18 protein-coding genes are annotated in these 25,912 nt (G+C 71.5%); 13 read left to right on the forward strand and 5 right to left on the reverse strand.

Translation table 11 applies throughout. The features are described 5' to 3' along the window. Positions 1 to 3: 3 nt before the first annotated feature. The 6 genes from ACN28A_RS07600 (at position 4) to ACN28A_RS07625 (ending at position 5,987) form a co-directional block, all read left to right on the forward strand. On the forward strand, positions 4 to 978 hold the full coding sequence (locus tag ACN28A_RS07600; RefSeq protein ID WP_421393641.1) for a carbohydrate ABC transporter permease: 975 nt from the start codon (positions 4 to 6) through the stop codon (positions 976 to 978). Beyond that, complete coding sequence (locus ACN28A_RS07605) at positions 978 to 1,805, forward strand: carbohydrate ABC transporter permease (protein WP_421393642.1); 828 nt, start codon at positions 978 to 980, stop codon at positions 1,803 to 1,805. The genes ACN28A_RS07600 and ACN28A_RS07605 overlap by 1 nt, the downstream gene beginning before the upstream one ends. Before the next feature lies 1 nt (position 1,806). Continuing rightward, positions 1,807 to 3,027 carry a mandelate racemase/muconate lactonizing enzyme family protein gene (locus tag ACN28A_RS07610; RefSeq protein ID WP_421393644.1) on the forward strand — a complete coding sequence of 407 codons (1,221 nt, stop codon included), beginning with the start codon at positions 1,807 to 1,809 and terminating at the stop codon, positions 3,025 to 3,027. A 79-nt stretch (positions 3,028 to 3,106) separates the two neighbouring features. Then, a complete protein-coding gene (locus ACN28A_RS07615; protein WP_421393646.1) occupies positions 3,107 to 4,132 on the forward strand; it encodes a zinc-dependent alcohol dehydrogenase in 1,026 nt (341 codons plus the stop codon). Further along, positions 4,129 to 4,890, forward strand: coding sequence for a 2-dehydro-3-deoxy-D-gluconate 5-dehydrogenase KduD (gene kduD / locus ACN28A_RS07620; RefSeq protein ID WP_421393648.1), 762 nt, complete (start codon positions 4,129 to 4,131; stop codon positions 4,888 to 4,890). Before ACN28A_RS07615 ends, kduD begins: the two co-directional genes overlap by 4 nt. Beyond that, positions 4,887 to 5,987 (forward strand): aldo/keto reductase, encoded by a 1,101-nt coding sequence (locus ACN28A_RS07625; RefSeq protein ID WP_421393650.1) that lies wholly within the window; start codon positions 4,887 to 4,889, stop codon positions 5,985 to 5,987. The genes kduD and ACN28A_RS07625 overlap by 4 nt, the downstream gene beginning before the upstream one ends. A gap of 120 nt (positions 5,988 to 6,107) precedes the next feature. Here the strand turns inward: ACN28A_RS07625 and ACN28A_RS07630 are convergent, their stop codons facing one another. Then, a complete protein-coding gene (locus ACN28A_RS07630; RefSeq protein ID WP_421393652.1) occupies positions 6,108 to 9,671 on the reverse strand; it encodes a ThuA domain-containing protein in 3,564 nt (1,187 codons plus the stop codon). 424 nt (positions 9,672 to 10,095) lie between these two features. Here ACN28A_RS07630 and ACN28A_RS07635 point away from each other — a divergent pair, with 424 nt between their 5' ends. From ACN28A_RS07635 to ACN28A_RS07660, 6 genes are all read left to right on the forward strand, one after another. Then, on the forward strand, positions 10,096 to 11,616 hold the full coding sequence (locus ACN28A_RS07635; protein ID WP_421393653.1) for a sugar ABC transporter ATP-binding protein: 1,521 nt from the start codon (positions 10,096 to 10,098) through the stop codon (positions 11,614 to 11,616). Then, positions 11,613 to 12,584, forward strand: a complete 972-nt coding sequence (locus ACN28A_RS07640) for an ABC transporter permease (protein WP_421393654.1) — start codon at positions 11,613 to 11,615, stop codon at positions 12,582 to 12,584. The genes ACN28A_RS07635 and ACN28A_RS07640 overlap by 4 nt, the downstream gene beginning before the upstream one ends. Then, positions 12,585 to 13,568, forward strand: a complete 984-nt coding sequence (locus ACN28A_RS07645; RefSeq protein WP_421393655.1) for an ABC transporter permease — start codon at positions 12,585 to 12,587, stop codon at positions 13,566 to 13,568. 11 nt (positions 13,569 to 13,579) lie between these two features. Then, positions 13,580 to 14,764 (forward strand): ABC transporter substrate-binding protein, encoded by a 1,185-nt coding sequence (locus ACN28A_RS07650; protein ID WP_421393656.1) that lies wholly within the window; start codon positions 13,580 to 13,582, stop codon positions 14,762 to 14,764. Between the two features lie 5 nt (positions 14,765 to 14,769). Further along, positions 14,770 to 15,687, forward strand: coding sequence for a sugar phosphate isomerase/epimerase family protein (locus tag ACN28A_RS07655; RefSeq protein WP_421393657.1), 918 nt, complete (start codon positions 14,770 to 14,772; stop codon positions 15,685 to 15,687). 131 nt (positions 15,688 to 15,818) lie between these two features. After that, entirely contained in the window at positions 15,819 to 18,212 is a 2,394-nt protein-coding gene (locus ACN28A_RS07660; protein WP_421393658.1) for a ricin-type beta-trefoil lectin domain protein, read from the forward strand. A 78-nt stretch (positions 18,213 to 18,290) separates the two neighbouring features. On the opposite strand, the gene ACN28A_RS07665 is transcribed toward ACN28A_RS07660, so the two are convergent. The 4 genes from ACN28A_RS07665 to ACN28A_RS07680 all read right to left on the reverse strand — a co-directional run bounded on the left by ACN28A_RS07665 (position 18,291) and on the right by ACN28A_RS07680 (position 24,062). After that, positions 18,291 to 18,848, reverse strand: a complete 558-nt coding sequence (locus ACN28A_RS07665; protein WP_421393659.1) for a Uma2 family endonuclease — start codon at positions 18,846 to 18,848, stop codon at positions 18,291 to 18,293. A gap of 81 nt (positions 18,849 to 18,929) precedes the next feature. After that, the gene (locus tag ACN28A_RS07670) at positions 18,930 to 20,093 is read right to left on the reverse strand and encodes an acyl-CoA dehydrogenase family protein (protein ID WP_421393660.1); all 1,164 of its coding nucleotides are present in this window, start codon (positions 20,091 to 20,093) and stop codon (positions 18,930 to 18,932) included. Between the two features lie 465 nt (positions 20,094 to 20,558). Continuing rightward, entirely contained in the window at positions 20,559 to 21,053 is a 495-nt protein-coding gene (locus ACN28A_RS07675; protein WP_421393661.1) for a peptidase inhibitor family I36 protein, read from the reverse strand. A gap of 168 nt (positions 21,054 to 21,221) precedes the next feature. Further along, the gene (locus tag ACN28A_RS07680) at positions 21,222 to 24,062 is read right to left on the reverse strand and encodes a M14 family zinc carboxypeptidase (RefSeq protein WP_421393662.1); all 2,841 of its coding nucleotides are present in this window, start codon (positions 24,060 to 24,062) and stop codon (positions 21,222 to 21,224) included. Between the two features lie 331 nt (positions 24,063 to 24,393). On the opposite strand from ACN28A_RS07680, the gene ACN28A_RS07685 reads away from it, so the two are divergent. Further along, on the forward strand, positions 24,394 to 25,821 hold the full coding sequence (locus ACN28A_RS07685; protein ID WP_421393664.1) for a UDP-glucose dehydrogenase family protein: 1,428 nt from the start codon (positions 24,394 to 24,396) through the stop codon (positions 25,819 to 25,821). Positions 25,822 to 25,912: the final 91 nt, after the last annotated feature.

Genomic DNA, 25,912 nt, shown 5'->3' on the forward strand with positions numbered 1-25,912 from the left:
CAGGTGTCGATCCGAGAAACCGTGTCGTCGGCCCGCCCGGCTCCGGCCGGGCGGGCCGGCGAGGCTGCCCGGGGCACGCCCGACGGCCGTACCCGGCCGCGGCGGCGGTCCCGTGGCCTCACCGCCGAGCGCCTGGCGCCGTACGTGCTGGTGGCGCCGGCCGTCCTGATCATCGTGGTACTGCGGCTCTGGCCGCTGCTGCTCGGGGTCAACTTCTCCTTCACCGGTGACGGCGACCGCAACGGCACGGCGGTCGGCTTCGACAACTACCTGCGGCTGCTCGACGACCCGCTGTTCCGGCAGGCGCTGCGGAACGTGGGACTGCTCGTGCTGCTGCTGCCGGTGGCGGTGGCCATTCCGGGCCTGCTCGCGACCTTCATCTTCCTGCGGGTACCCGGGCACCGGCTCTACCGCAGCGTCTACTTCTTCCCGGCCGTACTCTCCCCGGTCATCGTCGGCGCGATCTTCAACCTGCTGCTCGCCTTCGACGGCCCGGTCAACAGCGTGCTCGGCTCGGTCGGTCTCGGCCCGGTGGACTGGCTCGGCGACCCGGACGTGGCGATGTTCGTCGTGGTCGGCGTACACGTCTGGGCGACCTTCGGGATGGCCCTGGTGGTCTTCCTGGCCGGCTTCGCGACCCTGGACGCCGCGCTGCTCGACGCCGCCCGGGTCGACGGCGCGTCGCTGCCGCAGACCATCTGGCACGTGATCGTCCCCGGCCTGACCCGGACCATCCAGTTCGTCTTCGTGACCACGATGATCGGGATGCTGACCTCGATGTTCGGCCTGCTCTACGTCATGACCAGCGGTGGGCCGGAGGGCTCCACCTACCTGCCGGAGTACTACATCTGGATCCAGCAGGGCCAGATGAACCGTCCGGCCCTGGCCTCGGCCGCGTCGACGGCGCTCTTCGTGATCATGCTGGTCGTCGGCCTGCTCCAGCTGAGGCTGCTCCGCCGGACCGGAAGGGTGGACTGATGTCCCGGATCGGCCTGGGCCGGTGGTTCGTCGCGATCCCGATGGCCCTGCTCGCGCTGGCCACGGTCTATCCGCTGGTCTTCACCGCGAACGTCGCGATGAAGACCCGGCGGGAGTACATCCTGGACCGCTTCTCGCTGACCGAGGCGCTGCGCTGGGAGAACGTCGTCACGGCGTGGACGAGCGTCGGCATGGGCCGCTACTTCGTCAACTCACTCGTCGTGGTGACCTGCTCGGTGCTGCTGTTGCTGCTGTTCGGCTCGATGGCCGGCTTCGCCCTGAGCCAGCTCCGGTTCCGCGGATCGTCGGCGCTCTTCCTGGGCTGTCTGGCCGGGCTCTTCGTCCCGTTCCAGGTGATCATGGTGCCGCTCGCCAGGATCATGGCGGACAGTGGCCTGCTCGACACCTACCCCGGGCTGATCCTGGTGTACGTGGCGCAGTTCCTGCCCTTCACGGTCTTCCTGATGACGAGCTACTACAAGACCATCCCGGCGGAGATCATCGACGCGGCCCGGATCGACGGCAACAGCGTGTACGGGGTATACCGGCGGATCATGCTGCCGCTGGGCACCCCGGCCCTGCTCTCGGTCGGCATCCTCAACGCGCTGTTCTGCTGGAACGACGTCCTGATGGCGCTGGTGGTGATGCCCTCGGCCGAACACCGCACCCTGATGGTCGGGGTGACCTCGCTGCGCGGGCAGTACTCCGACGACATCCCGACCTTCGCCGCCGGAGTCATGATCGCCGCCATTCCCGTCCTGCTGGTCTACCTCTTCCTCCAGCGCCAGATCGCCGACGGCGTCGCCGCCGGTTCCACGAAGGGCTGACATGCGGATCACCGGGTACCGGACCCTCAGCACCGTCCAGGAGTGGGGACGCCCCGTCGGCGACGCCAACGGGGTCTTCCCGGACGGGGTCACCTCGCTGCCGATCGTCGTCGTCGAGACCGACGAGGGGATCACCGGGGTGGGCTTCGGGCCGCACGTCGAGATCGAGCGGATCTTCGCGGCGGTGGAGGGCGAGGACCCCAGGGCCGTGACGGCGCTCTACGACCGGATGCTGCGGCAGACCTTCAAGGCCGGCCACGCGGGACAGGTCTTCGGCACCATCGGCGCGATCGACACCGCCCTGTGGGACATCAAGGCCAAGGCCGCCGGAGAGCCGCTCTGGCGGCTGCTGGGCGGACGCGACCGGCGGGTCCCGGCGTACGCGTCCGGTCTGGACATCGGGCTCACCGACGACGAACTGGTCGCGGAATACCGGCGCTACGCCCGGCACGGGCTGCGGGCCGCCAAGCTCAAGGGCGGCCTCGACATCGGCCGGGACCGGGAGCGGCTCTGCCTGGTCCGGGACGTACTCGCCGAGGCGGCCCCCGGGCAGCGGCCGGGACTGATGCTCGACGTCAACGAGGCGTGGACCCGCAAGCAGGCCGTCCGGCACGTCGGCGAACTGGAGCGGGTGCTGGACCTCATCTGGATCGAGGAGCCGGTCCGGCGCTGGGACGCCGACGGGCTGGCCGCGGTCAGCCGAGGGGTCCGGGCCTCGGTCGCCACCGGGGAGAACCTCACCGGGCTCGAACAGTACCGCCCGCTGATCACGGCGGGGGCGGTCGACGTCGTACAGGCGTCCGCCGTCTGGGGAGTCACCCACTTCCTCCGGGTGGCCGCCCTCGCCCACGCCCACGACCTGCCGGTCAGCCCGATCGGCAACAGTCCGGCCGGGCTGCTGCACGCCGCCACCTCGGTACCGAACCACCTGGTGAGCGAGTTGCAGGACCTGCACCGCCCGATCGGGGTCGCCATCGACCTGCACGTCGAGGACGGTGCCTTCGTCCTCGGCGACTCGCCGGGCCTCGGCGTACTGCTCGACGAGGAGGCGATCGGGCGGTCGGACCGTACCCCGGGGGGCGTGACCGCGGAGAGCCCGAACGTCCGGCCGGAACAGGCCGGGCGGCGGCTGCTGGCCGGGGCCGACGGCGCCCGCCCGCTGCTCCCGGTCGGCCCGGTCGGCCTCGGCCCCACCGCCAACCACCGGCGGCACCGTCCCTGACCCGCCGCCGACTTCCCGCACCGCGACCGCCCGAGCGGCCCGCGGTAACGGACAACCGAACGCCGAGACGGAGGATCGATTGAAGGCAGTCGTCTACCGGGGCGCCCGGCACCTCGGGATCGAGGAGCGCGACCCGGCCCCGCCGGGCCCCGGCCAGCTCCGGATCGCGGTGGCGTACACCGGGATCTGCGGCACCGACCTGCACATCTACCACGGGGACATGGACGCCCGGGTCGGCTCCTCGGCCGTACTCGGGCACGAGATGTCCGGCCTGGTCGAGGCGGTCGGTCCCGACGTCACCGGCTGGTCGGTGGGGCAGCCGGTGACGGTGATGCCCACCCGGTCCTGCGGCCGGTGTGCCGCGTGCCGGCGGGGCACCTCGCACATCTGTCACCGGATGGACTTCCTCGGCATCGACTCGCCGGGCGCGATGCAGGCGTCCTGGACGGTGCCCGCCGACCTGGCGATCGCGCTGCCCGAGGAACTGCCGCTCGACCAGGCGGCGCTCGTCGAACCGGTCGCGGTCGCCGTGCACGACGTCCGGCGGGCGGCGCTGCGGCCCGACGACCACGTCGTCGTGGTGGGCGGCGGCCCGGTCGGGGTGCTGATCGCCCTGGTCGCCCGGGCCGGGGGTGCCCGGGTGAAGCTCGTCGAGCCCGCTCCCGCCCGGCGCGCGGTCGCCGCCGAGCTGGGCATCGAGACGGTCGACCCGGCCGCCGCGGACGTGGTCGCGCTGACCGAGGAGTGGACCGGTGGCGCCGGCGCCGACGTGGCGTTCGAGGTGTCCGGCTCGGCCGCCGGGGTCGAGACGGCGGTACGGGTGCTGACCACCCGGGGCCGGCTGGTGATGGTCGCGATCCATCCGCAGCCCCGCCCGGTCGACCTGCACCGGTTCTTCTGGCGGGAACTGGAGCTGCTGGGTGCCCGGCTGTACCAGCGCGACGACGTGGTCGAGGCGGTCCGGCTGGTCGCCACCGGCACCGTCCCGGTCCGACCGCTGATCTCCCAGGTCGTACCGGTCGACGGCGTGCACACCGCCTTCGCGGCGCTGGAGGGTGGCGCCGTGCTGAAGGTACTGCTCGACTGGCGGGAGGGCGCCCGGTGACCGGACTGTTCGACCTGTCCGGGCGGACGGCGGTGGTGACCGGCGCCCGCCGGGGTATCGGGCTGGCCATGGCCGAGGCGCTGGCGGTGGCCGGGGCCGACATCGTCGGTGTCTCCGCCCGGATGGAACCGGACGGCAGCGAGGTGGAACGCCGGGTCCGCGCCACCGGACGGCGGTTCACGCCGCTGCGGGCGGACTTCGCCGACCGGGGTGCGGTGCACCGGCTGGCCGACGAGATCACCGCGCTGGGCCCGGTCGACATCCTGGTCAACAACGGCGGCACGATCGCCCGGACCCCGGCGGTCGACCATCCGGACGAGATGTGGGACCACGTCATCGAGGTGAACCTGAACAGCCAGTTCGTGCTGAGCCGGCAGCTCGGCCGGAGGATGGTGGACCGGGGACGCGGGAAAATCATCTTCACCGCGTCGCTGCTCAGTTTCCAGGGCGGGATCACCGTGCCCGGCTACGCGGCCGCGAAGTCCGGCATCGCCGGGCTGACCCGGGCACTGGCCAACGAGTGGGCGGCACACGGCGTGAACGTCAACGCCATCGCGCCGGGCTACATCGCCACCGACAACACCCGGGCGCTGCGCGAGGACGCCGACCGGAACGCCGCCATCCTCGCCCGGATCCCGACCGGCCGGTGGGGCCGCCCGGACGACCTGGCCGGTGCCACCGTCTTCCTCGCCTCCGCCGCCTCGGACTACGTCAACGGCGTGGTGCTGCCCGTCGACGGCGGATGGCTGGGCCGGTGAGCGGACAGCCGGCGGGCGGACAGCCGGCGGGCGGACAGCCGGCGGGCGGACAGCCGGCGGGCGGACAGCCGGCGGGCGGACAGCCGGCGGGCGGACAGCCGGCGGGCGGGACGGTCCGGGAGCTGCCGCGCAGTCCGCTGGTCCGGCTCAGCGCGCTGGGCTTCGGCGCCTCGCAGGGCGGCAACCTCTATCGGGCGAGCACCGACGAGGAGTTCGCCGCCGCCGTCGACGCCGCCTGGGACGCCGGGATCCGCTACTTCGACACCGCGCCGCACTACGGGCTCGGGCTCTCCGAGCGGCGACTCGGCGCCGCCCTGCGCTCCCGGCCCCGCGACGAGTACGTGGTGTCGACGAAGGTCGGCCGGCTGCTCGTACCCTCGCCGGAGGACGCGCACCGGCGCGACCCGGAAGGCTTCGACGTTCCGGCCAGCCACCGGCGGGTCTGGGACTTCAGCCGGGACGGCGTGCTCCGGTCGCTGGAGGCGAGCCTGGAGCGCACCGGGCTGGACCGGTTCGACGTGGTCTACCTGCACGATCCGGACGAGCACTGGACCGAGGCCGGCACCGGGGCGCTGCCCGCGCTCGTCGAACTCCGGGAGCAGGGCGTGGTGCGCGCCGTCGGCGCCGGGATGAACCAGTCGGCGATGCTGGCCCGGTTCGTGGCCGGCGGCGACGTCGACGTGGTGATGTGCGCCGGGCGGTACACCCTGCTGGAGCAGGGCGCGGCCGGTGACCTGCTGCCCGCCGCCGCCGAGCGTGGGGTGGGCGTGGTGATCGCCGGAGTCTACAACTCGGGTCTGCTGTCCCGGGACCGGCCACCGGCCGAGGCGTACTACGACTACCGGCCCGCCCCGCCGGAACTGCTCGACCGGGCGCGGCGGATCGCGGCGGTCTGCGAGGCGCACGGGGTCACCCTGCCGCAGGCGGCGCTGGCCTTCGTACGCCGGCATCCCGCGGTCGTCTCGACGGTCGTCGGCCTGCGCGACCGCTTCCAGGTCGCCGAGACCCTGCGCCGGTCGACGGCTGTCGTTCCGGACGAACTCTGGGACGCGCTCGCGACGGCCGGACTGCTCGAAACGGCCCCACCCGCGAACTGAGCCCCGGCCCGGCCGGCACCCGGCCGGGAGCACCGTCGAAACGGACCCGGTCGGGACCAGGCTCGCTCGGAGCCTGGTCCCGACCGGGTCGTCACCTGCCTGCGCGTCGAGCCGAACGCGTCAGGCCGCGGTGAACCGCCACTGCTGGTTGGCGTTGCTGTGGCAGCTCCACTGCAACAGCCGCGCCCCGTCGGCGGTGCCGCCGCCGTCGACGTCCACACAGAGCCCGCTCGGCACGCTCTTCACCGTGTACACCCCGGAGGTTCCGGTGGCGGTGACGGTGAACTTCTGCCGGTCGGTGTTGTTGCAGGTGGCCTGCTGCAGGTAGGCCCCGTTCGCGGTGGAACCGCCGGTCACCTCGGCGCACTTGCCGCTGTGCCCGGCCTTCAGGTAGACCGCGCCGTTCCCGGCGTCCACGGCCTGCCACTTCTGGTTGTTGCCGCCGGTCGCCGCCCACTGGTGGATCTGGGCGCCGTCGGCGGTGGAGACGCCGCTGACGTCCATCAGCTTGCCGCTGTGCTGCGCGGTCAGGGTCCAGGTCCTGCCCGCCACGCCGCTTCCGGGATCGGGGTTACCGGAACCCGGCGTGCCGACCCCGTTGCCGCCGAAGGTGTGCGAGTCGAGGTCGAACCAGTTGTTCCCGCTGCCCTTGAAGACCAGGTAGAGGGTGTGCGACCCGGTGAGCGACGCCACGCTGACCGGCGGGGTGGACTGGTAGTTGTCCCAGCCGCCGGTGCTCGGCACCGGGGTGGTGGCCAGCAGCGTGCCGGTCGGTGAACCGGCGCGCAGCTCGATCGTGCCGCCACCGGACGGCGACGACAGCCGGTAGCTGACGTTCGTGATGCCGGACAGGCTCATCGGGGTGAACGCCACCCAGTCGTTGTTGGAGATGTCGCCGACCCGCTTGCCGCTCTCCGCACCGGCCTGGTCGACCACCCGGGTGCCGGACTGGCTGCTGTAGTACTCGGCCTGCTTGTGTTTCGGTTGCAGGATCGCCTGCCCGTGCCCGGTCAGCGGGTTGGCGCCGCCGGCACCGCCGTTGTCGGTGTACCGGGCGTTGAGCACGTAGAACAGGTTGGCTCCGTCGGGGTGCCCGCCGAGCAGGTCGGTGGAAATCGTGCCGGAGCAGCCGGCGTAGTCCGTCGTCTCGTGCGCGTGGTCGTCGTGGCCGAGAGCCGGGTTGAGCAGCACCTTGGAGCAGTCGACCGCGGCGCCACCCGGATCCGTGACGGTGATCTGGTACGACACCTTGTCCCCGAAGGTCAGCATGCCGCCGTTGGCCGGGGTGGTGATGGTGACCACCGGTGCGGTGTTGCCGACCGTGATCTGCACGTTGGCGAAGCCGCTCTTCCCGCTGCTGTCGGTGACCTTCAACTGGGCCGTGTAGTTTCCGTTGGCGGTGTAGACCTTCGCCGGGTTGGCCGCGGTCGAGGTGGTGCCGTCACCGAACGTCCACAGGTAGCTGAGCGTGTCGCCGGGGTCGGGATCTGCCGTACCGGCGCTGCTGAACTGGACGTTCAACGGGGCGTTGCCGCTGGTGGGCGTGCCGGTGGCCTTGACGATCGGGGACCGGCCGCCCTGGATGTAGTCGATCCGGTAGAGCCCCGAGTCGCTGTTGCCGCCACCGAAGTTGGTGCCCCACTCCAGCAGGTAGAGCGAGCCGTCCTTACCGAACTCCATGTCCATCGGCTTGTTGAAGTTGCCGGCCGGCAGGAACGGGTTGGTCCGGGTGACAGTGGTCGCGGAGTCGAAGTGCACCTCCTTGACGTAGTTGCGCGCCCACTCGTAGAAGAAGTGCACCCCGTCGTAGTACGGCGGGAACTTCGTCTGGGAGGGGTTCGCCGGGTCGTACCGGTAGACCGGGCCACCCATCGGCGCCGAGCCGCCGGAGCCGAGCTCGGGGAAGGTCGGCGAGGTGCCGTAGCCGTACCAGATCTGGGGTGCGACGACGGGCCGCAGGCTGGTCAGGCCGGTGTTGTTCGGCGAGTTGTTGACCGGCGCCGAGCAGTTGAACTTGGCACCGACCGCCCCGGTGTCCGGGTTGAACGGCGCGTACGGCTGGTTGTCGCCGTGGCAGAACGGCCAGCCGTAGTTGCCCGGGGACTTGATGACGTTGAGTTCGACGAGCCCTTCCGGCCCCCGGTTGGTGGTCGGCGGGTTCCGGTCGGGCCCGTAGTCGGCCAGGTAGACCCAGCCGTTCGCCGGGTCGACCGAGAACCGGAACGGGTTGCGGAAGCCCATCGCGTAGATCTCGGGCTTGGTCTGTGCGGTGCCCTGCGGATAGAGGTTGCCGGTCGGGATGGTGTATCCGCCGCTGGCCGACGGCCTGATCCGGAGCAGCTTGCCGCGCAGGTCGTTGGTGTTGCCGGCGGTCCGGGCGGCGTCGAGGTTGGCCTTGCCGGAGCGCCAGTCCAGCGGGGCGTAGCCCTGCCAGTTGGGGTCGAGGTTCGGCGGGGTGTCGTCACCGGTGCCGATGAAGAGGTTCCCGTCCGGACCGAACTCGATGTATCCGCCGGTGTGTCCGGGCTCGGGGAACGTCCGGTCCCGGTACGCCGGGATGTCGATGATCCGCACCTCGCTGGAGAGGTTCAGCGTGTCGCCGCTGAGGGTGTACCGGGAGACCCGGTTGACGTCGGTCGAGCTGCTGGCCGGTGAGTGGTAGAGGTAGACGTACCCGTTGCTGGCGAAGTTGGGGTCCAGCGCCATCCCGGTGAGGCCGTCCTCGCCGCCGGTGTAGACGCTCAGCGTGCCGGCGGTGACAGTGGTGTTCGTGGACGGCTTGAAGATCTTGACCTGGCCGCCCCGCTGGGCGTAGAGCACCCGGCCGTCGGGTGCCACCGCCAGGGCCATCGGGTCGACGGTGTTGTCGTCGAGGGTGCGCTTCTCGAAGTTGCCCCAGACGGTGCCGCCGCAGTCGCCGGGCTCGTTGCCGGCGGCCCACTTGACCCCGCCGAGCACGTGGTTGCGGAAGTGGGTCTCGCTGTAGGACGCGATGGCGTGCCCCATCGCGGTGGCCCAGACCCGTCCGCCGCCGGTGTTGCGGCACCAGGAGATCGGGTGGTCCGGCCCCATCGCCCGGGAGCCCGGGTTGTAGGTCCGCTCGTCGGCGGTGACCAGGACGTGCACCTGGCCGCGCGGGTTGCGGTCGAAGTTGTACCACTCCTCGCTGCGGTTCCACCGGTCCGGCAGGCTTGCCGTCGACGGGTGCTTCTTGTCGGCGACGATCGCGGTGCCGGGCAGTACCCCGGGTGAGTGCTCCGGCATGTGTGCTCCGGCGTTCACCGTCTGGTCCCACCACGGGTACTCGGACTCGATGCCCATGTCCGTGGCGTTGTGTATGGCGACGATGCCCTTGCCGCTGGCCAGGTAGCCCTCCACCGCCTGCCGCTGGGCGGCCGAGGTCCAGACCATGCCCGAGGTCTGGAACATGATGAGTACGTCGAAGGTGGCCAGGTTGGCCTGGGTGAAGACGCTCGAGTCCTCGCTGTGCACCAGCTCGAAGTTGTCCGCCGCCGCCTGCTGCTGGAACATCGAGATCCCCGCGGGGATGGAGTCGTGCCGGTAGCCGGTGGTCTTGGTGAACAGCAGGGCTCGGAAGGTGGGGGCCGCCGATGCCGGCGGGACGAGTGCGAGTGCCAGCAACATGCCGGCCAGCACTCCGGTGATAAGTGTCTTGCGACGCATGCCGTCTCTCTTTCGCAGGGGCGGGGCGGGGTGCGACCACGGGCCGGCCGCGGGCCACGGCGTGCCAGGTCGGGCCTGGACGCCGGGAGCGCGGGTTCGCCCGGTCGGTCGTCGTGCCGTCCGCCGCGACGGCAGTCAGCGCCGCAGAACGTCACACAGCGATGGTTGGACTGCCGTGTGTCCGTCCCGTGGTCCGCGAGGTCAGGATGACCAGCTCATAGGTGTATGTCAATATTTCCTCGCAGGATTGATCTGATGTTCCAGCCCGAGCGGTTGCCATCCCCCGTCTGGCCATCGTGGACGGTTCGACGCCGCATTTGGCCACCTGCCGGCCGGACGGCAGAACGAGGATTGCATGCACGGATGTGAACATCTATCTTCATACGTGTTACGTCTCATGGGTGTCAAGGAAGTGATCTGAGCTTTGTCAGACGATGCCGCCATACGGACGCCGCTGCTCTCGCTCCGCGACATCGGCAAGTCGTTCCTCGGAGTACGTGTCCTCGATCAGGTGGACCTCGACGTGGCGGCCGGCGAGGTGCACGCGGTGGTCGGCGAGAACGGTGCCGGGAAGTCCACCCTGATGAAGATCGTCTCGGGCGCGCACGCCCCCGACGGCGGCACCCTCACCTTCGCCGGTGCGGCCCGGACGTTCCGCGGTCCGCGCGACGCCCAGCGGGCCGGCATCGGCATCATCCACCAGGAGTTCAACCTGCTGCCGGAGCGGACCGTCGCCGAGAACGTCTACCTGGGCCACGAGCCGGTACGCCGCGGCCTGGTCGACCGCCGGGCCATGCACCGGCGCACCGCCGAACTGCTCGGCTCGATCGGCGAGACCTCGCTGCCGACCGACGTACCGGTCGGACAGCTCGGGGTGGCGCAGCAGCAGGTGGTCGAGATCGCCAAGGCGCTCGCCCTCGACGTGCGGCTGCTGATCATGGACGAGCCGACCGCCGCGCTCGCCGACCACGAGGTCGAACTCCTCTACGGCCTGGTCCGCCGGCTCACCGAGCGCGGCATCGGCCTGCTCTACGTCTCACACCGGCTCGCCGAGGTCTTCGCGCTGTCCAACCGGATCACCGTACTCAAGGACGGCCGCCGGGTGTGCACCCTGGACACCACCGAGACCACGGTGGACGAGCTGGTGCGGCACATGGTCGGCCGGGAGCTGTCCAGCTACTACCCGGAACGGGCCGCACCGGACGACGTCGGGCCGGTCCGGCTCACCGTCCGGGACGGCGGCAACCGGAAACTGCGCGGGGTCGACCTGGAGCTGCGCGCCGGTGAGGTGCTCGGCATCGGCGGCCTACAGGGCTCCGGCCGGTCGGCGCTGGCCCGGGCCCTCTTCGGCGTCGCCCCGTTCACCAGCGGCACCGTTACCGTCGACGGCACCACCCGGGCGCTGCGCTCGCCGCGCGAGGCGATCCGGGCCGGCATCGCCTACGTCAGCGAGGACCGCAAGGGCGAGGGCATCGTCGCCCGGCAGTCGGTGCTGGACAACGCCCTGCTGGCCAGCCGGGCGGTACGGATGCGGGTCCGGTCCGGCCACGCCGCCCGGACCGTGCGGGTCCGTGAGTTGCTCAGCGCCGTGGAACTGCGCGCCGCCGGCGAGGACCAGGAGATCCGCTTTCTCTCCGGCGGCAACCAGCAGAAGGTGGTACTCGCCCGCTGGCTCGCCCTCAGCCCCCGGATCCTGCTCTTCGACGAGCCGACCCGGGGCATCGACGTGGGCGCCAAGGCGGTGGTGCACGACCTCGTCCGCCGGCTCGCCCGGGACGGCGCCGCCGTGCTGATGATCTCGTCCGAGCTACCGGAGCTGATCGGCATGAGCGACCGGATCGTCGTACTCCGGGACGGCCGGATCGCCGGCGAACTGCCGGCCGGCGCCGCCGAGCAGGACGTGCTCGCCCTGGCCGTCGGCGCGGTACGGGAGACCGCCGGATGACCGCCGCACCCGTGCTGGCGGTCCGGCGCAACGTTCCGGGAGTCTTCGTCGCCCTGGCCCTGACCCTGGCGATCGGCGCCCTGGTGGTCGGGATCGACGGCGGCCAGCTCTTCAACCAGGCGACGACGGTGAGCCTGCTGCACGTCGCCGCCGGGCTCGGCCTCGTCGCCGTCGGGCAGACCCTTGTCATCCTCGGCGGCTCCCTCGACCTCTCCGTGGCGTACGTGGTCAGCCTCAGCACCCTGCTCGCCGCCGAGACAATGGCCGGCAGCGACGGCGCACTGCTGCCGGCCGTGCTGCTCGCCCTCGGGGTGAGCGCGGCGATCGGGCTGCTCAACGGGCTCTTCGTCACCCGGCTGCGGGTGAACGCCTTCATCGCCACCCTCGGCGTCGGGCTGCTGCTCAAGGGCTACCTCGACCACGGGTACGCCGGCCCGGCCGGCAAGACCTCCCCGGCGCTGGTGCAGACCCTCGGCTACCAGCGGATCGGCCCGGTGCCGGTGTCGTTCCTGCTGCTGCTCGCCGTCGCCGCGGCGGTCTGGTTCGCGCTGACGCGTACCCGGTTCGGGCACCACCTGCTCGCCGTCGGCGGCGACCCGGAGGTCGCCCGGCTCTCCGGGGTACGCACCGGCCGGGTCCTGGTCACCGCCCACGTACTCTGCTCGCTCTGCGCCGGGCTGGCCGGGATCTACCTGGCCAGCCGGCTCGGCTCGGGCGCTCCCCGGGTCGGCACCGAGGGTCTCTACGACCTGGAGTCGATCGCGGCGGTGGTGATCGGCGGGACCGCGCTGGCCGGCGGGCGGGGCGGCGTGGTCGGCACCGTCGGCGGGGTACTGCTGCTGGCCAGCATCGACGCCGTCTTCAACCAGCTCGAGGTCGACGCCTTCGTCAAGCAGGTGATCCGGGGCATCGTGATCATCGCCGCGGTCGCCCTCTACGCCCACCGGTCCCTGCGGAAGGCGGCCTAGATGCAGACCGTCGAGCGCCCTCCGCTGCGGTCGCCGCTGTCCCGGGTACGCCCCGGCGGACTGCTGCCGATCGTCGCCATCCTCGCGCTGCTGCTGGTGCTGGTCGCGGTCCGGCAGCCCGACTTCCTCGCCCCGCCGTCGCTGATGTCCTTCCTCGGCCGCTCGGCACCGATCATCCTGCTGGCCGCCGGTCAGTACTTCGTGATCGTCAGCGGCGAGTTCGACCTCTCCGTCGGCTCCCTGGTCACCGCGCAGGTGGTGGTCGCCGCCCGGCTCATCGACAGCGACCCCGCCCGCACCTGGCCGGTGGTGCTGCTGCTGCTCGCCGCCGGCCTGTTCGTCGGGCTGGTCAACGGCCTGGTCACCACCCGGCTGCGGGTGCCGTCCTTCATCACCACGCTCGGCATGTTCCTGATCCTCGTCGGTGCGGTGTACCTCTGGTCCGACGGTGCGCCGCGGGGCGGGCTCTCCGAGGAGTTCCGCCGGTTCGGCCGGCGCGCGTTCGAGGACGTGCCGCTGCTCGGCCGGGTCCCGTACGCGCTGCTCGTGCTCCTGGTCCTCGCGGCGCTGGCCGTGTTGCTGGGCCGCTCCGACTTCGGCCGGACGCTCGTCGCCGTCGGCGACAACCCGCGCACCGCCGAGCTGGCCGGGGTACGGGTCTGGCGTACCCGGACGATCGCCTTCATGCTCAGCGGGCTCGCGGCGGCGGTCGCGGCGATCCTGCTCGGCGGCTACAGCGGGGTCTCGTTCCAGGCCGGCGCCGGACTGGAGTTCACCGCGATCACCGCCGTCGTGCTCGGCGGGGTCGCGCTGGGCGGCGGCCGTGGCTCGGTCGTCGGCGCGATGCTCGGGGCGCTGACCCTCGAACTGCTCTTCACCCTGATGAATTTCTACGGCGTCTCCGGCGCCCTCAGGTCGACCGTCCAGGGCGTGATCATCCTGGCCGCCGTGGCGGTCTCGGCAATGCGTTCCTCGTCCAGATAAGGGGAAATACCGTGAAACGCTCCCTCGCGGCTCTGGCCGCGGTCACCCTTTTGTCGCTCACCGGCTGTGCCACCGACGAGCCGGCCGCGACCCCGTCCGGCTCCGCCAGCTCGGCCGCCGGTTCGGGCACCGGCGAACAGTCCAAGTTCTTCGTGCAGGCCGACTACGACAAGGAACTGGCACTGCTCGGCGCCACCCCGACCGGTCCGGCGGACAAGCCGTGGGAGCAGGTGCTCGACCCGAAGATGGTGGAGACCACGAAATTCAGGAAGGCCGGCCCGCACAAGATCTGCTTCTCCAACGCGGCGTTGAACAACCCGTGGCGGCAGGTCGGGTTCAAGACCATGCAGGCCGAGGTCGAGGCCCAGAAGAGCCGGATCAGCGAGTTCGTGCACGTCGACGCCGAGGGCAAGGACCAGAAGCAGATCGCGGACATCAACGACCTGCTCGGCAAGGACTGCGACGCGCTGCTCGTCTCGCCGAACACCACCGCCACGCTCACCCCGGCCGTCGAGGCCGCCTGCCGGGCGGGCCTGCCGGTCGTCGTCTTCGACCGGGGTGTCGACACCGACTGCCCGGTGACCTTCATCAACCCGATCGGCGGCTACGGCTTCGGGCACGTCGGTGCCGAGTTCGTCAGCCAGCGGATGAAGCCCGGCGGCAAGCTGCTCGCCCTGCGCATCCTGCCCGGTGTCGACGTACTGGAGACCCGCTGGTCCGCCGCGAAGGTCGCCTTCGACAAGGCGAAGGTGGACGTCGTCGGGGTCGAGTTCACCGACGGCGACCCGGCCAAGACCAAGAAGATCGTCAACGACTACCTCCAGCGGCACGGCTCCATCGACGGCGTCTGGATGGACGCCGGAGCGGTCGCGGTCGCGGCGGTCGAGGCGTTCCAGGACGCCGGCAAGCCGGTGCCGCCGATAAACGGCGAGGACCAGCTCGACTTCCTGAAGCTGTGGAAGGAGCGGAACCTCACCGCCATCGCACCGACCTACCCGACCTACCAGTGGCGTACCCCGGTGCTGGCCGCGCTGCGGATCCTGGACGGCCAGCCGGTCTCCAGCCCGTGGAAGCTGCCGCAGCCGACGATCACCCAGGAGAACCTGGACCAGTACCTCGACCCGGGCATGCCGCCGCTGCACTACGCGATGTGCGGCTGCACCGACCTGCCCGGCTATCCGCAACGCTGGAAGTAGGCAGCTTGTACGCCATCGGTGTCAACCCGTGGGTCTGGACGTCACCGGTCGACGACCGGGCCCTGGCCGACCTCGTCCCGCAGATCGCCGCGTACGGCTTCGACGCGGTCGAGTTGCCGATCGAGCAGCCGGGCGACTGGGACCCGGGCCGGACCCGTGATCTACTGGCCCGGTACGGCCTGACCGCCGTCGCCGTCTGCGCGGTCACCCCGCCGGGGCGGGACCTCGTGTACGCCCCGCCGGCCGTGGTCGAGTCCACCGTGGCGTACCTGATCGGCTGTGTGGACAGTGCGGCGGCCGTCGGCGCGTCCTGTGTCGGCGGCCCGCTGTACGCCTCGGTCGGCCGGACCTGGCGGATGTCGGCGGCGGAGCGCTTCGCCTGCTACGCGGAGTTCCGCCGGGCGCTCGCGCCGGTCGCCGACCATGCCGCCGAGCGGGGCGTCTCGCTCGGGGTGGAGGCGCTCAACCGGTACGAGACGAGTGTGGTGAACACGCTGGGGCAGGCCGTCGAGTTGATCGACGGCCTGCCGCCGAACGTCGGTCTGATGGTCGACACCTACCACATGAACATCGAGGAGGCCGATCCGTACGCGGCGCTGGCGGCCGCCGGCCCGTACCTGAAGCACGTGCAGGTCAGCGGCACCGACCGGGGCGCTCCCGGCCGGGACCACTTCGACTGGCCGCGCTTCTTCACCACGCTGGGCGGGACCGGTTACCGGGGGGCGGTCTGCATCGAGTCGTTCACGGCCGAGAACGAGACGATCGCCACCGCCGCCTCGATCTGGCGCCCGCTCGCCGTCACGCAGGACCGGCTCGCCCTGGACGGGCTGGAGCATCTCCGGAAGCTCCTGCACGGACGGTCCACAGCCACCACGCCGTCCGCTCCGGCCGCTGCTCCGGGGTCGCCGGAGCCGCCGGGCTGAGCTGGCCACTCAGCTCGCTCGATCCTTGCGGAAACATAATTCGTATGATGAACTTCGAGACGGAGAGCCTTCGGCGGGGCGCCCACCACCACACCCGGCACCACCCCACCCCCAGGTAAGGAGACCGTCCCGTGTCCGTACCGTCATCCTCTGCCGGCCGGAGGCGGGTGCTGGCCGGAGCCGCCGCGGCGGCACTGGCCACGGTGGCCCTCGTCGCCGCCGCGCCCTCCCCCGCGTCAGCCGCCACCACCCTCTACGCCTCCCCCTCCGGCAGCGGCACCACCTGCTCGGCCAGCCAGCCCTGCTCGCTGACCGGCGCGCAGACCGCGGTGCGCGGGCTCACCGCCGCGATGTCCGGCGACATCGTCGTCCAGCTCGCCGACGGGGTGTACCGGCTCTCCGCGCCGCTGCGGTTCACCGCCGCCGACTCCGGCAACAACGGCTACCGGGTGGTGTGGCAGGCCGCCGCGTCGGCCCGCCCGGTGCTCAGTGGCTCCCGGGCGGTCACCGGCTGGACCCAGGTCGACGCCGGCCGCAACATCTGGCGGGCCAACGTCGGCGCCGGCACCGAGAGCCGGCAGCTCTACGTCGACGGCGCCATCGCCACCCGGGCCCGCACCCAGCTGAACCGGGCCGACTTCACCCCGTCCAGCACCGGGATGAGGTTCACCAACAGCGCGCTCAACTACCTGAACAACCTGGCCAACCAGAGCCGGATCGAGATGGAGAGCGTCGGCTCCTTCACCGACCGCTACTCCCCGGTGCAGAGCATCAGCGGAAACCTCATCACGATGCAGCAGCCGGCCTGGAACAACAACAACTTCGGGTACGACACCTTCACCAGCCCGCACCGGGCCGGCCCGCTCTACCTGACGAACGCCTACGAGTTCCTGGACGCCGCCAACGAGTGGTACCTGAACCGGACGACAGGTGACCTGTTCTACATCCCGCCGTCCGGGCAGAACATCAACAACCTCGGCATCGAGCTGCCGGCGTTGCAGTCCCTGGTGAACCTCGGCGGCACCTACGGCGCCCCGGCGCACCACGTCACGTTCAGCGGGATCACCTTCACCGGTACGAGCTGGCTCGGCCCGAGCAGCAACCAGGGCTACGTCGACCAGCAGACCGGCGCCTACATCGCCGGGAACTGGAGCTGGCCCGCCTTCAGCTCCTGCCACAACGGCTGCCCGCAGTTCGAGGCCGCCCGGCCGAACTGGTTCCAGTCGCCGGCCGCCGTGCAGATCTCCGCCGCCAACAACATCACCGTCACCGACTCCCGGTTCTTCAACCTCGGGCAGACCGCGATCGGCATCGGCAACGACGCCAACGCGCACGCCAGCGGCGTGGGCCTGGGCGCCAGCAACATCACGGTCGACCGCTCCGAGATCGCCCGCACCTCGGCCGGCGGCATCGTGGTCGGCGGCGTCCGCGCCGACGCCCACCACCCGAGCGACCAGCGGATGACCAACCGGGACATCACAATCAGCAACAACCGCATCCACGACATCGGCGTGGAGCACCGGGGCATCGTCTCGGTGCTGACCACCTACGTCAACACCGCCACCATCTCGCACAACGAGGTCTACAACATGCCGTACACCGGCATGTCCATGGGATACGGCTGGGGCGCCAACGACGCCGGGGGCAGCAACCACTACGCCGACCGTGGCCTCTACAACTACCAGCCGCGCTACTCCACCCCCACCACGGCCTCGAACAACCGGCTGATCGGCAACTACGTGCACGACGTGATGCAGCAGATGAACGACGGCGGCTGCATCTACACCCTCTCGGCCAACCAGGGCGGGCTGATCAGCGACAACTACTGCCTGCGGACCAACGGGTACTTCGGGATCTACTTCGACGAGGGCTCGCGGTACTGGACCGCCCGGAACAACGTCTTCTCGAACACCGGCACCTGGGCCACCGCCAACTACTGGTTCGCCGAGAACATGGGCAACTTCACCGTCACCAACAACTGGTCGACGAACAACAGCACGAACGTGACGAACGGCGACCGGGGCAACGTGGTCAACAACAACGTCACGGTCAGCGGCGGCAACTGGCCGTCGGGCGCCCAGGCGGTGATGGCCGCCGCCGGCCCGCAGGGCGGCGGCGACGGACAACCACAGCCGCAGACCGGCCGGATCGTCGGGGCGCAGTCCGGGCGCTGCCTGGAGATCGGCGGATCGAGTACGGCCAACGGCACCCAGGCCCAGATCTGGGACTGCGGCACCGGCACCAACCAGCGGTGGACCTACACCAGCAGCGGGCAGCTCATGGTGTACGGCAACAAGTGCCTGGACGCCAACGGGCAGGGCACCGCCAACGGCACCCTGGCGATCATCTGGGACTGCAACGGGCAGACCAACCAGCGGTGGAACGTCAACTCGAACGGCACCATCACCGGCGTACAGTCCGGGCTCTGCCTGGACGCCAGCGGCAACGGGACCGCGAACGGCACCAAGGTGCACCTCTGGGCGTGCCACGGCGGCACCAACCAGCGCTGGACCCTGGGGAGCTGACCCAGACCGGGAGGTGGGGCCGATACGCCGACCGGCCCCACCTCCCGCCCCGGCACGCCCGGTCGGTCGCGCTCCGGATCAGCCGAGCTGGTGGTCGGCCGGGTCGGTCTGCAACAGCCAGGCCAGGGGCAGCTTCGCCGCCACCTCGTACGACCGGTCCGGGCCGAGGACGTGCAGGGTGACAGTCTGCGCCGCGTCCCGCTCGACCACCCAGTAGCGGGGGATGCCGGCGTGGGCGTATTCGCGGCGCTTGACCACCTCGTCCATCGCGGCCGAGCCGGGTGACACGATCTCGATCACCAGGACCAGGTCGGCGAGGGCCAGCCAGACCGTCCGGGGCTGTGGGCGGGCCCAGACCGTGAGGTCGGGTATCCGGCCACCGTCGCCGTCCGGACCGGGAATCCGGACGCCGGCGGCCTGCAACACCTGCTCGGCCGGCCAACCCGCCATCGCCAGCCAGACCAGGAGGCGGCTGGCGATCGCGGCATGCTCGGAATCGGGCGGCGGCATGATCGACAGGGCTCCCTCGGGGCTCAGCTCATACCGATGGCCGTGCCGGTCAGCAGCGATCATGGCCGCCAGGTCGTCGAGCGTGACGACGGCGGGCAGCTGCCTGCCGAACGCCTCCGCACTCATGCCAGCATCGTAGTCGCAGCCCGTTCCCCCGGTCGGCGTCGCGCCGTCCCTGGCGTGGCGATGGCGTGCCCGGGAGCGGCGTCAGTCCTTGAGGAGTTGCCGGGCCATCACGATCCGCTGGACCTGGTTCGTGCCCTCGTAAATCTGCGTGATCTTCGCGTCCCGCATCATCCGCTCGACCGGGTAGTCCCGGGTGTAGCCGTACCCGCCGAGGAGCTGCACCGCGTCGGTGGTGATCTCCATGGCGGCGTCCGAGGCGAAGCACTTCGCGGCGGCGCCGAAGTAGGTCAGGTCGGCGTCGCCGCGCTCCGACTTCCCGGCCGCCGCGTACGTCAACTGCCGGGCCGCCTCCAGCTTCATCCCCATGTCGGCGAGCATGAACTGGATGCCCTGGAACTCGGCGACCGCCCTGCCGAACTGCTTGCGCTCCCTGACGTACGCCCTGGCGTAGTCGAGCGCGCCCTGGGCGATCCCGAGCGCCTGGGCGGCGATGGTGACCCGGGTGTGGTCCAGGGTCCGCATCGCGGTGCCGAAGCCGGTCCCCGGCTCGCCGATCATGCGGTCCGCCGGGATCCGCACGCTGTCCAGGTAGACCTCGCGGGTCGGCGAGCCCTTGATACCGAGCTTCTTCTCCGGCGCCCCGAAACTGACCCCGGGATCGGACTTCTCCACCACGAAGGCGGAAATGCCCCGGGACCGCGCCGCCGGATCGGTCACCGCGAAGACGGTGTAGTACTCCGACACCCCGGCGTTGGTGATCCAGCGCTTGACACCGTCGAGCACGTAGAAGTCGCCGTCCCGGACCGCCCGGGTGGTCATCGAGGCGGCGTCGCTGCCCGCCTCCGGCTCGGAGAGGCAGTACGAGAACATCGCCTCGCCCCGGGCCACCGCGGGCAGGTAGCGCCGCTTCAACTCGTCGGAGGCGGCCAGCAGCAGCGGCATGGTGCCGAGCTTGTTCACGGCCGGGATCAGCGAGGCGGAGGCGCAGGCCCGGGCCACCTCCTCGATAACGATCGCGGTGGCCAGCGCGTCGGCACCGGCTCCGCCGTACTCCTCGGGGATGTGCGGGGCGTGGAAGTCGGCGGCGCGGAGTGCGTCGTACGACGCCTTGGGGAACTCGCCGGTCTCGTCCGCCTCGGCCGCGTTGGGCGCGACCTTGGCGTCGCAGACCTCCCGGACGGCCTCCCGGACCGCCTGGTGCTCCTCGGGAAGCAGGTATGCGTCGAACGACGGCTCACTTGCCACGCGGCCCTCCCCGGCACTCGTCCCCGGCGGCCCCGCGCCCCGGATATCCGAACGATACCCGCCGGTAACCACGCTTCGACAGCCCTCCCCCGACCCCACTCCCGCCTCGTCCACCCCGCCCCGGTCGCCCGTGCCGATCGCCCGTGCCGCTCGCCGCCCCCCGGCCGCCGGCCGAGCCGGGTGGCACTCGGCGCGGCGACTGTCGAGCTGGTCGCACGGACGGGGCGGCGGCCAGCACCCGGCTGGCTCGGAACGCCGCCACCCACCCGACCCGGAGACTGTCGAGCCGGGCGCACGAACGGGACGAGGCGCACGGGGCGGGGGCGGGGCGGGGGCGCCCGGGGATAGCGGGCGTTGTCGTGGCTGGGAGCACAGGCGGGGCAGCTCGACAGTCTGCTGCGCGCATGGTTCCCGACGGACGGCGACACCCCCCGCCCGTCGGCACCGCCGGTGGTCAGCCACCTGTCAGCATTCGCCGCCCCAGCGGAACGAACTCACCGGCACCGAGAGGGGGAAGTTCCCCCGGCCCTCGGCCCAGCCGTAGTGCAGACAGGCCAACTCCATGCCACGGTAGTTGGCACCCTCGTACACCCGGACGTGGTCGCACCCGGCACACGGCACACCGTTGTTGAAATAGGAGGCCCGATAGCCACAACTGGACGAGGGCACGTTTCCGCTCGACCAGCAGACCCCGCCGTTGCCGTTCAGCTGGGTGTAGAAACAGACAGCTCCGGATGCGCAGCCCCACGCCGCCACTGTCCGGCCGCTGTAGACGCCGGGTGCGATCTGCCGGACGTCCGCCACCCCCGTGACGGCCGAGGACGGCGCCCCGACGGCCCGGGAGCCGGCACCCGCGCCGGCGCCTGAGCCGGACGGGTTGGCCTGGGCCACCCCGGGCGGGAGCAACGACAGGGCGCCGAGAACGGCGGCGCCGGCCAACAGTGCACGCAGGATTCTCATCGCATACCTTCCCTTGGCGAGCGGACTGCCGGCCACCGTAGGCCGGTGCGACCGTCGACGAGAAGGAATGGTCCCCAATCAATTGCGCGATTCCGCAGCCGGCCCGACTCGAACGGAAGGCGCGGGGGCGGCAGAGAATTCCCGCCCCCGCACTTCCGTCTGACCCCGTCAGGCGACGACCGAGCGCAGCGGAATGCCCGCCGCACGCAGTTGGCGGACCAGATCCCGCAGGAAGGGATGCTCGTCCGCGGCCAGCCCCGCCGGGTTGGGGATGGTCAGGTACGCCGTACCGTCGACCGTCGCGGCCCGGACGTCGCCGGTGTGCCGGGCCACGACCGTCCGGGCCCGGTCCAGGTCGGCGGCGGCGACCCGGATCGAGATCGGCCGCCACTGTCCACCCAGGTTCTCCGCCGCCGGCACCGCCATCGCGGCGGCCCGCTCCGGGGGTACGGCCGGAGCCGCCGTCCGGGCACCCGGCGAAGCCGTCGGGGCGGCGGCCGGGGCCAGCAGCGCGTTGGCGACCAGGTGCAGCCCGCTCTCGTTGTACGCCCGGAACAGCGGGTTGAACGCGAACAGCACCGCCCGGCCGGCCCCGGTCGGCTCGTCGACGAGCGCGACGGTGCCCCTGAGCACGTCCGCCCGCTCGGTGAAGCCGTTGTGCCAGAACCGCCCGTCGGCCGGGTACGTCAACACGTTCCGTCCGGTGCTGCTCGGCGACAGGATCGCATCGTTGTTGTTGAACCCGAAGTCCTCGGCCGGCCGGCCCAGCCCGACCGGGCTGCTCCGGTCCACGTCGACCCGCAGGTGCGAGCCGATCACCGTGTAGTCGTCCGGCTTCGGCAGCTCCACGGTGGAGGTGAGCCCGGCCGCCCGGGCCATCCGGGTGCCCTGGTTGCGCAGCCCCAGATAGGTGCCGCCGGCCGCCACCCAGGCCCGCAGGTTGGCCTGGCCGGCGGCGGTGAGCCCGCCGGTCGGGTTGCTGCCGTCCGGCACCAGCAGCACCGTCCGGCCGGTGAAGGCGGCGGTGTTGTCGTTGATGTCCGCCGTGCCGACCGGGGTGAGGTCGAGCCCCCACCGCTCGCCGAGCACGTACCGGGCCTCGCCGTGCGAGCCGGCGGTGGTGGAGATGCCGGCGCCGGAGTAGAGGCCGACGTCGGGCAGGGCCAGGGTGCTGCCGGTGCCGCCACGCCGGCCCGGGGTCAGGGTCACCCCGAGGGAGCGGGCCAGCCGGTCGCGCTCGCCGGTCAGGCCGGCCGCCGACAGCGTCACCACCCCGCTGCGCTGGTCGCGCCGCAGCGGCACGCCCGCGCCGAGCAGCCGGAAGGTCAGCTCGGCCGCCGCCGCCGAGTCCAACGGGTACGAGTACGAGCCGGACCGGGGTGCGTACCCGCTCCGCCCGCCGTCGACCCCCCGGACCCGTTCCGCCCTCGGCGAGAGCCGGTCACCGGTCCAGATCGTTCCCACGCCCATCAGCAGCGGGTTGCTCCAGGACGAGACGTCGTAGAAGTACGGGAACGGGACGTACGGGTCCTCGCCCAGCACCGCCTGGATCCAGTGCTTCTGCGGCTGCTCCATCGGGATCCAGTACGCCCCCGCCGGCACGCTGAGGTTCCGGGCCGAGCGGCCACCGAAGATCCTCGCGTCCGGCACCGTCACCGGCCTGGTCAGCCGGTACACCTCGACGTCCATCCGGCGCAGCCGTTCGACCAGCCGCCGTACGTCGCCGAGCTGCCGGTCCGGCAGCAGGAAGTACGACCGGACCGTCACGTCCGGGACCGGGAACCGGACCTCGTTCGCCGGCTGCACCACCTCGTTCGGCTGGAGCCGGCCGGCCCGCCCCTCGGCCAGCGCGTCCGACCAGATCCGGTGGTAGCCCGTGAGGATCTCGCGTCGGTGCTCCGCGGCCCAGCCGACGGTCGCCCACTGGGTGTCGAACTGCTGCTGCACCCGGTCCTGGACCGCCGAGGCGCTGCCCTTCTCGTAGGTCATCCCGGCGGCACCGAAGCCGGTCGCCGGCACCGTGTCGCCGTACCCCATGAAGAACATGTCGTAGGTGTCGTAGTTGAAGTAGCACTCGGTGGTCACCGTGTCGGTGCAGGCACCGTTGTAGCCGAAACCGGCGGCGTTGGCCGCCCCGATCCGGTCGATCCAGTCGACCACCTCGTCGGCGATCTCGTGGTGGATCGGGTCGGCGTTCGGTGGGAAGAAGTACTCCCGGCCGCCCATCTCGTGCGCGTCGACGAACACCTGCGCCGGATACCTGCGCAGCAGCTCGACCTTGGCGTCCGTCTCCGGCTGGGTGCGCGCGAACCAGTCCCGGTTCAGGTCGAAGCCGTACTCGTTCTGCCGGCGGCCGGCGTCCCGGCCGTCCGGGTTCTGCGTCGGCACGATGATCGTGACCAGGTTCTCGTTGCGCTCGCGTACCTCGCAGGAGAGGCCGGCGGCCAGCTCGTAGAGGGTCTTCAGCGCGGCGTCGCCGCCGGAGTACTCCCCGCCGTGCACGTTGCCGGTCACCCAGACGATCGCCGGCCCCCTCGCGGCGATCTCCGCCGCCCTCCGGCCGGAGAGCCGGCGCGGGTCGCGCAGGTCCCGGACGTCCTGCGCGATCTTCTCCAGCGCGCCCCGGCGCAGGTGGCCGGGGTCGGAGACGATCGCGTACGGCAGCGACTGGCCGCGCACGCTGTCGCCCAGGTTGCCGGTGACCACCCGGTCCGAGGCGGCGTCCACGGCACCGAGGTAGGAGCGGATCTCGTCGTCGGTGACCACCCGCTGCTGGCCGAGGCCGAGCGGGAAGCCGAGGTGCCGCTCCGGGCTCGGCACCGTGGCCAGCCGGGCGGCCGGGTCCTGAACGCAGCCGGCCGGGGTCGGCCGGGGGTGGGCGCCGGCCGGGGTGCCCGGCAGCAGCGGCAGCGGGGCGAGCAGCAGGGCCAGGGCGGCCCCGCCGAGGCGCCGGGAGATCGATCTGGCGGGCCTCGGACCGGCCGTCGGGGGTAACGTCGAAACCGTCATCTGAAGTTCAGGTCCCTTCTCGGGGCTGGTACCAGGTCTCGGCAGATCGACTTGAAGGTGGCTCGGAGCCTATGAGCGGGCATTTCCGACAGTCAAGATCTTCTACGGACCGGCGGGCACGCTGTGAAGATGCCGACCGAAGGTGCACCGGCAACCGCGGTCCGCGTAGGCTCAGCGCTTGTCGTCCCGGCACCGGCGGCCACCCACCGGCCGAGCGCCGTCGACACCAGGTGAACAAGGCCCACAATGTCCGACATCGGCGTCCTCCTCCGGCGCCGACCTCCCACCGCGACGCAATGAAGCGCCGCCACTGCGAGCGGAGAACACAGGCGTGACGATCCCGTACCCGAGCACCCAGCCCATGCCGGCGATCCCGGCGGTCACCCCGCCGTCCGGTGCCGCCCGCCCGCGGCTGACCTTCCTCGGCACCGGCTACCTGGGCGCGACGTACGCCATCTGCTTCGCCGAACTCGGCTACGAGGTGATCGGCTTCGACGTCGACGCCGAGAAGATCGCCAAGCTGGCCAGCGGCGAGGTGCCGTTCCACGAGCCCGGCCTGGACGAGCTGCTCAAGCGCAACCTGGCGGCCGGTCGGCTCCGGTTCTCGACCGACATCGCCGAGACCGCCGTCTTCGGCGACGTGCACTTCATCTGCGTCGGCACCCCGCAGCGGGCCGACGGCATGGGCGCCGACCTGTCGTACGTCGAGGCGGCCGTCACCGGGCTCTCCCAGCACCTGATCCGCAAGGCGCTGATCGTCGGCAAGTCCACCGTCCCGGTCGGCACCGCCGAGTGGATCGAGCAGCTCGTCGGCAAGCACGCCGAGGCCGACCTCGGGGTCGAGGTGGCCTGGAGCCCCGAGTTCCTCCAGGAGGGCTTCGCCGTCGAGGACGTACTCCGGCCCAACCGGATCGTGGTCGGGGTCAAGAGCGAGTGGGCCAACGGCATGCTCTACTCCGCGCACAAGGGCGTCTTCGACCTCGCCGCCACCGAGGACCGGGAGGTTCCGTTGGTGGTGACCGACTTCGCCACCGCCGAGCTGGTCAAGGTGGCCGCGAACGCCTTCCTGGCCACCAAGATCTCGTTCATCAACGCGATGGCCGAGGTCTGCGAGGTGGCCGGCGGCGACGTCACCCAGCTCGCCCGGGCGATCGGCTACGACCCACGGATCGGCAACCGCTTCCTCCAGGCCGGCGTCGGCTTCGGCGGCGGCTGCCTGCCCAAGGACATCCGGGCGTTCCAGGCCCGGGCCCAGGAGCTGGGCGCCGGCGAGGCGCTGCGCTTCCTGCACGAGGTCGACCTGATCAACCTGCGCCGCCGCAGCCGGGTGCTCCAGCTCGCCGCCGAACTGCTCGGCCGCCGGTACGGGCCGGCCGGGCCGGACCTCTCCGGCACCCGGATCGCGGTGCTCGGCGCCACCTTCAAGCCGAACTCCGACGACGTGCGGGACGCCCCCTCCCTGGCCGTCGCCGCCGCCCTGCACAAGGCCGGCGCCGACGTGCACGTGCACGACCCGCAGGGCATGGAGAACGCCCGCCGGGAGCGGCCCGAGCTGACGTACGAGGCCAGCATGGAGGAGGCGGTGCGCGGGGCCGACCTGCTCTGCGTACTCACCGAGTGGGCCGACTTCCGCAACGCCGACCCGGTGGCACTCGGCGAACTCGCCGCCGGACGGCGGGTCGTGGACGGCCGGAACTGCCTCGACTCCGGACTGTGGACCCAGGCCGGCTGGGACTACCGGGGGATGGGCCGACCGTAACGCGGCGGGACGCCGCACCGGCCGGCCCTCGACGGAGCGGCCGGACGGCGACAGACGTGAATTCGACGCCGACTTGCCGGCCGTGGAGCCT

The sequence above is a fragment of the Plantactinospora sp. WMMB782 genome, from assembly GCF_049179135.1.
Classification (GTDB): Bacteria; Actinomycetota; Actinomycetes; order Mycobacteriales; family Micromonosporaceae; genus Plantactinospora.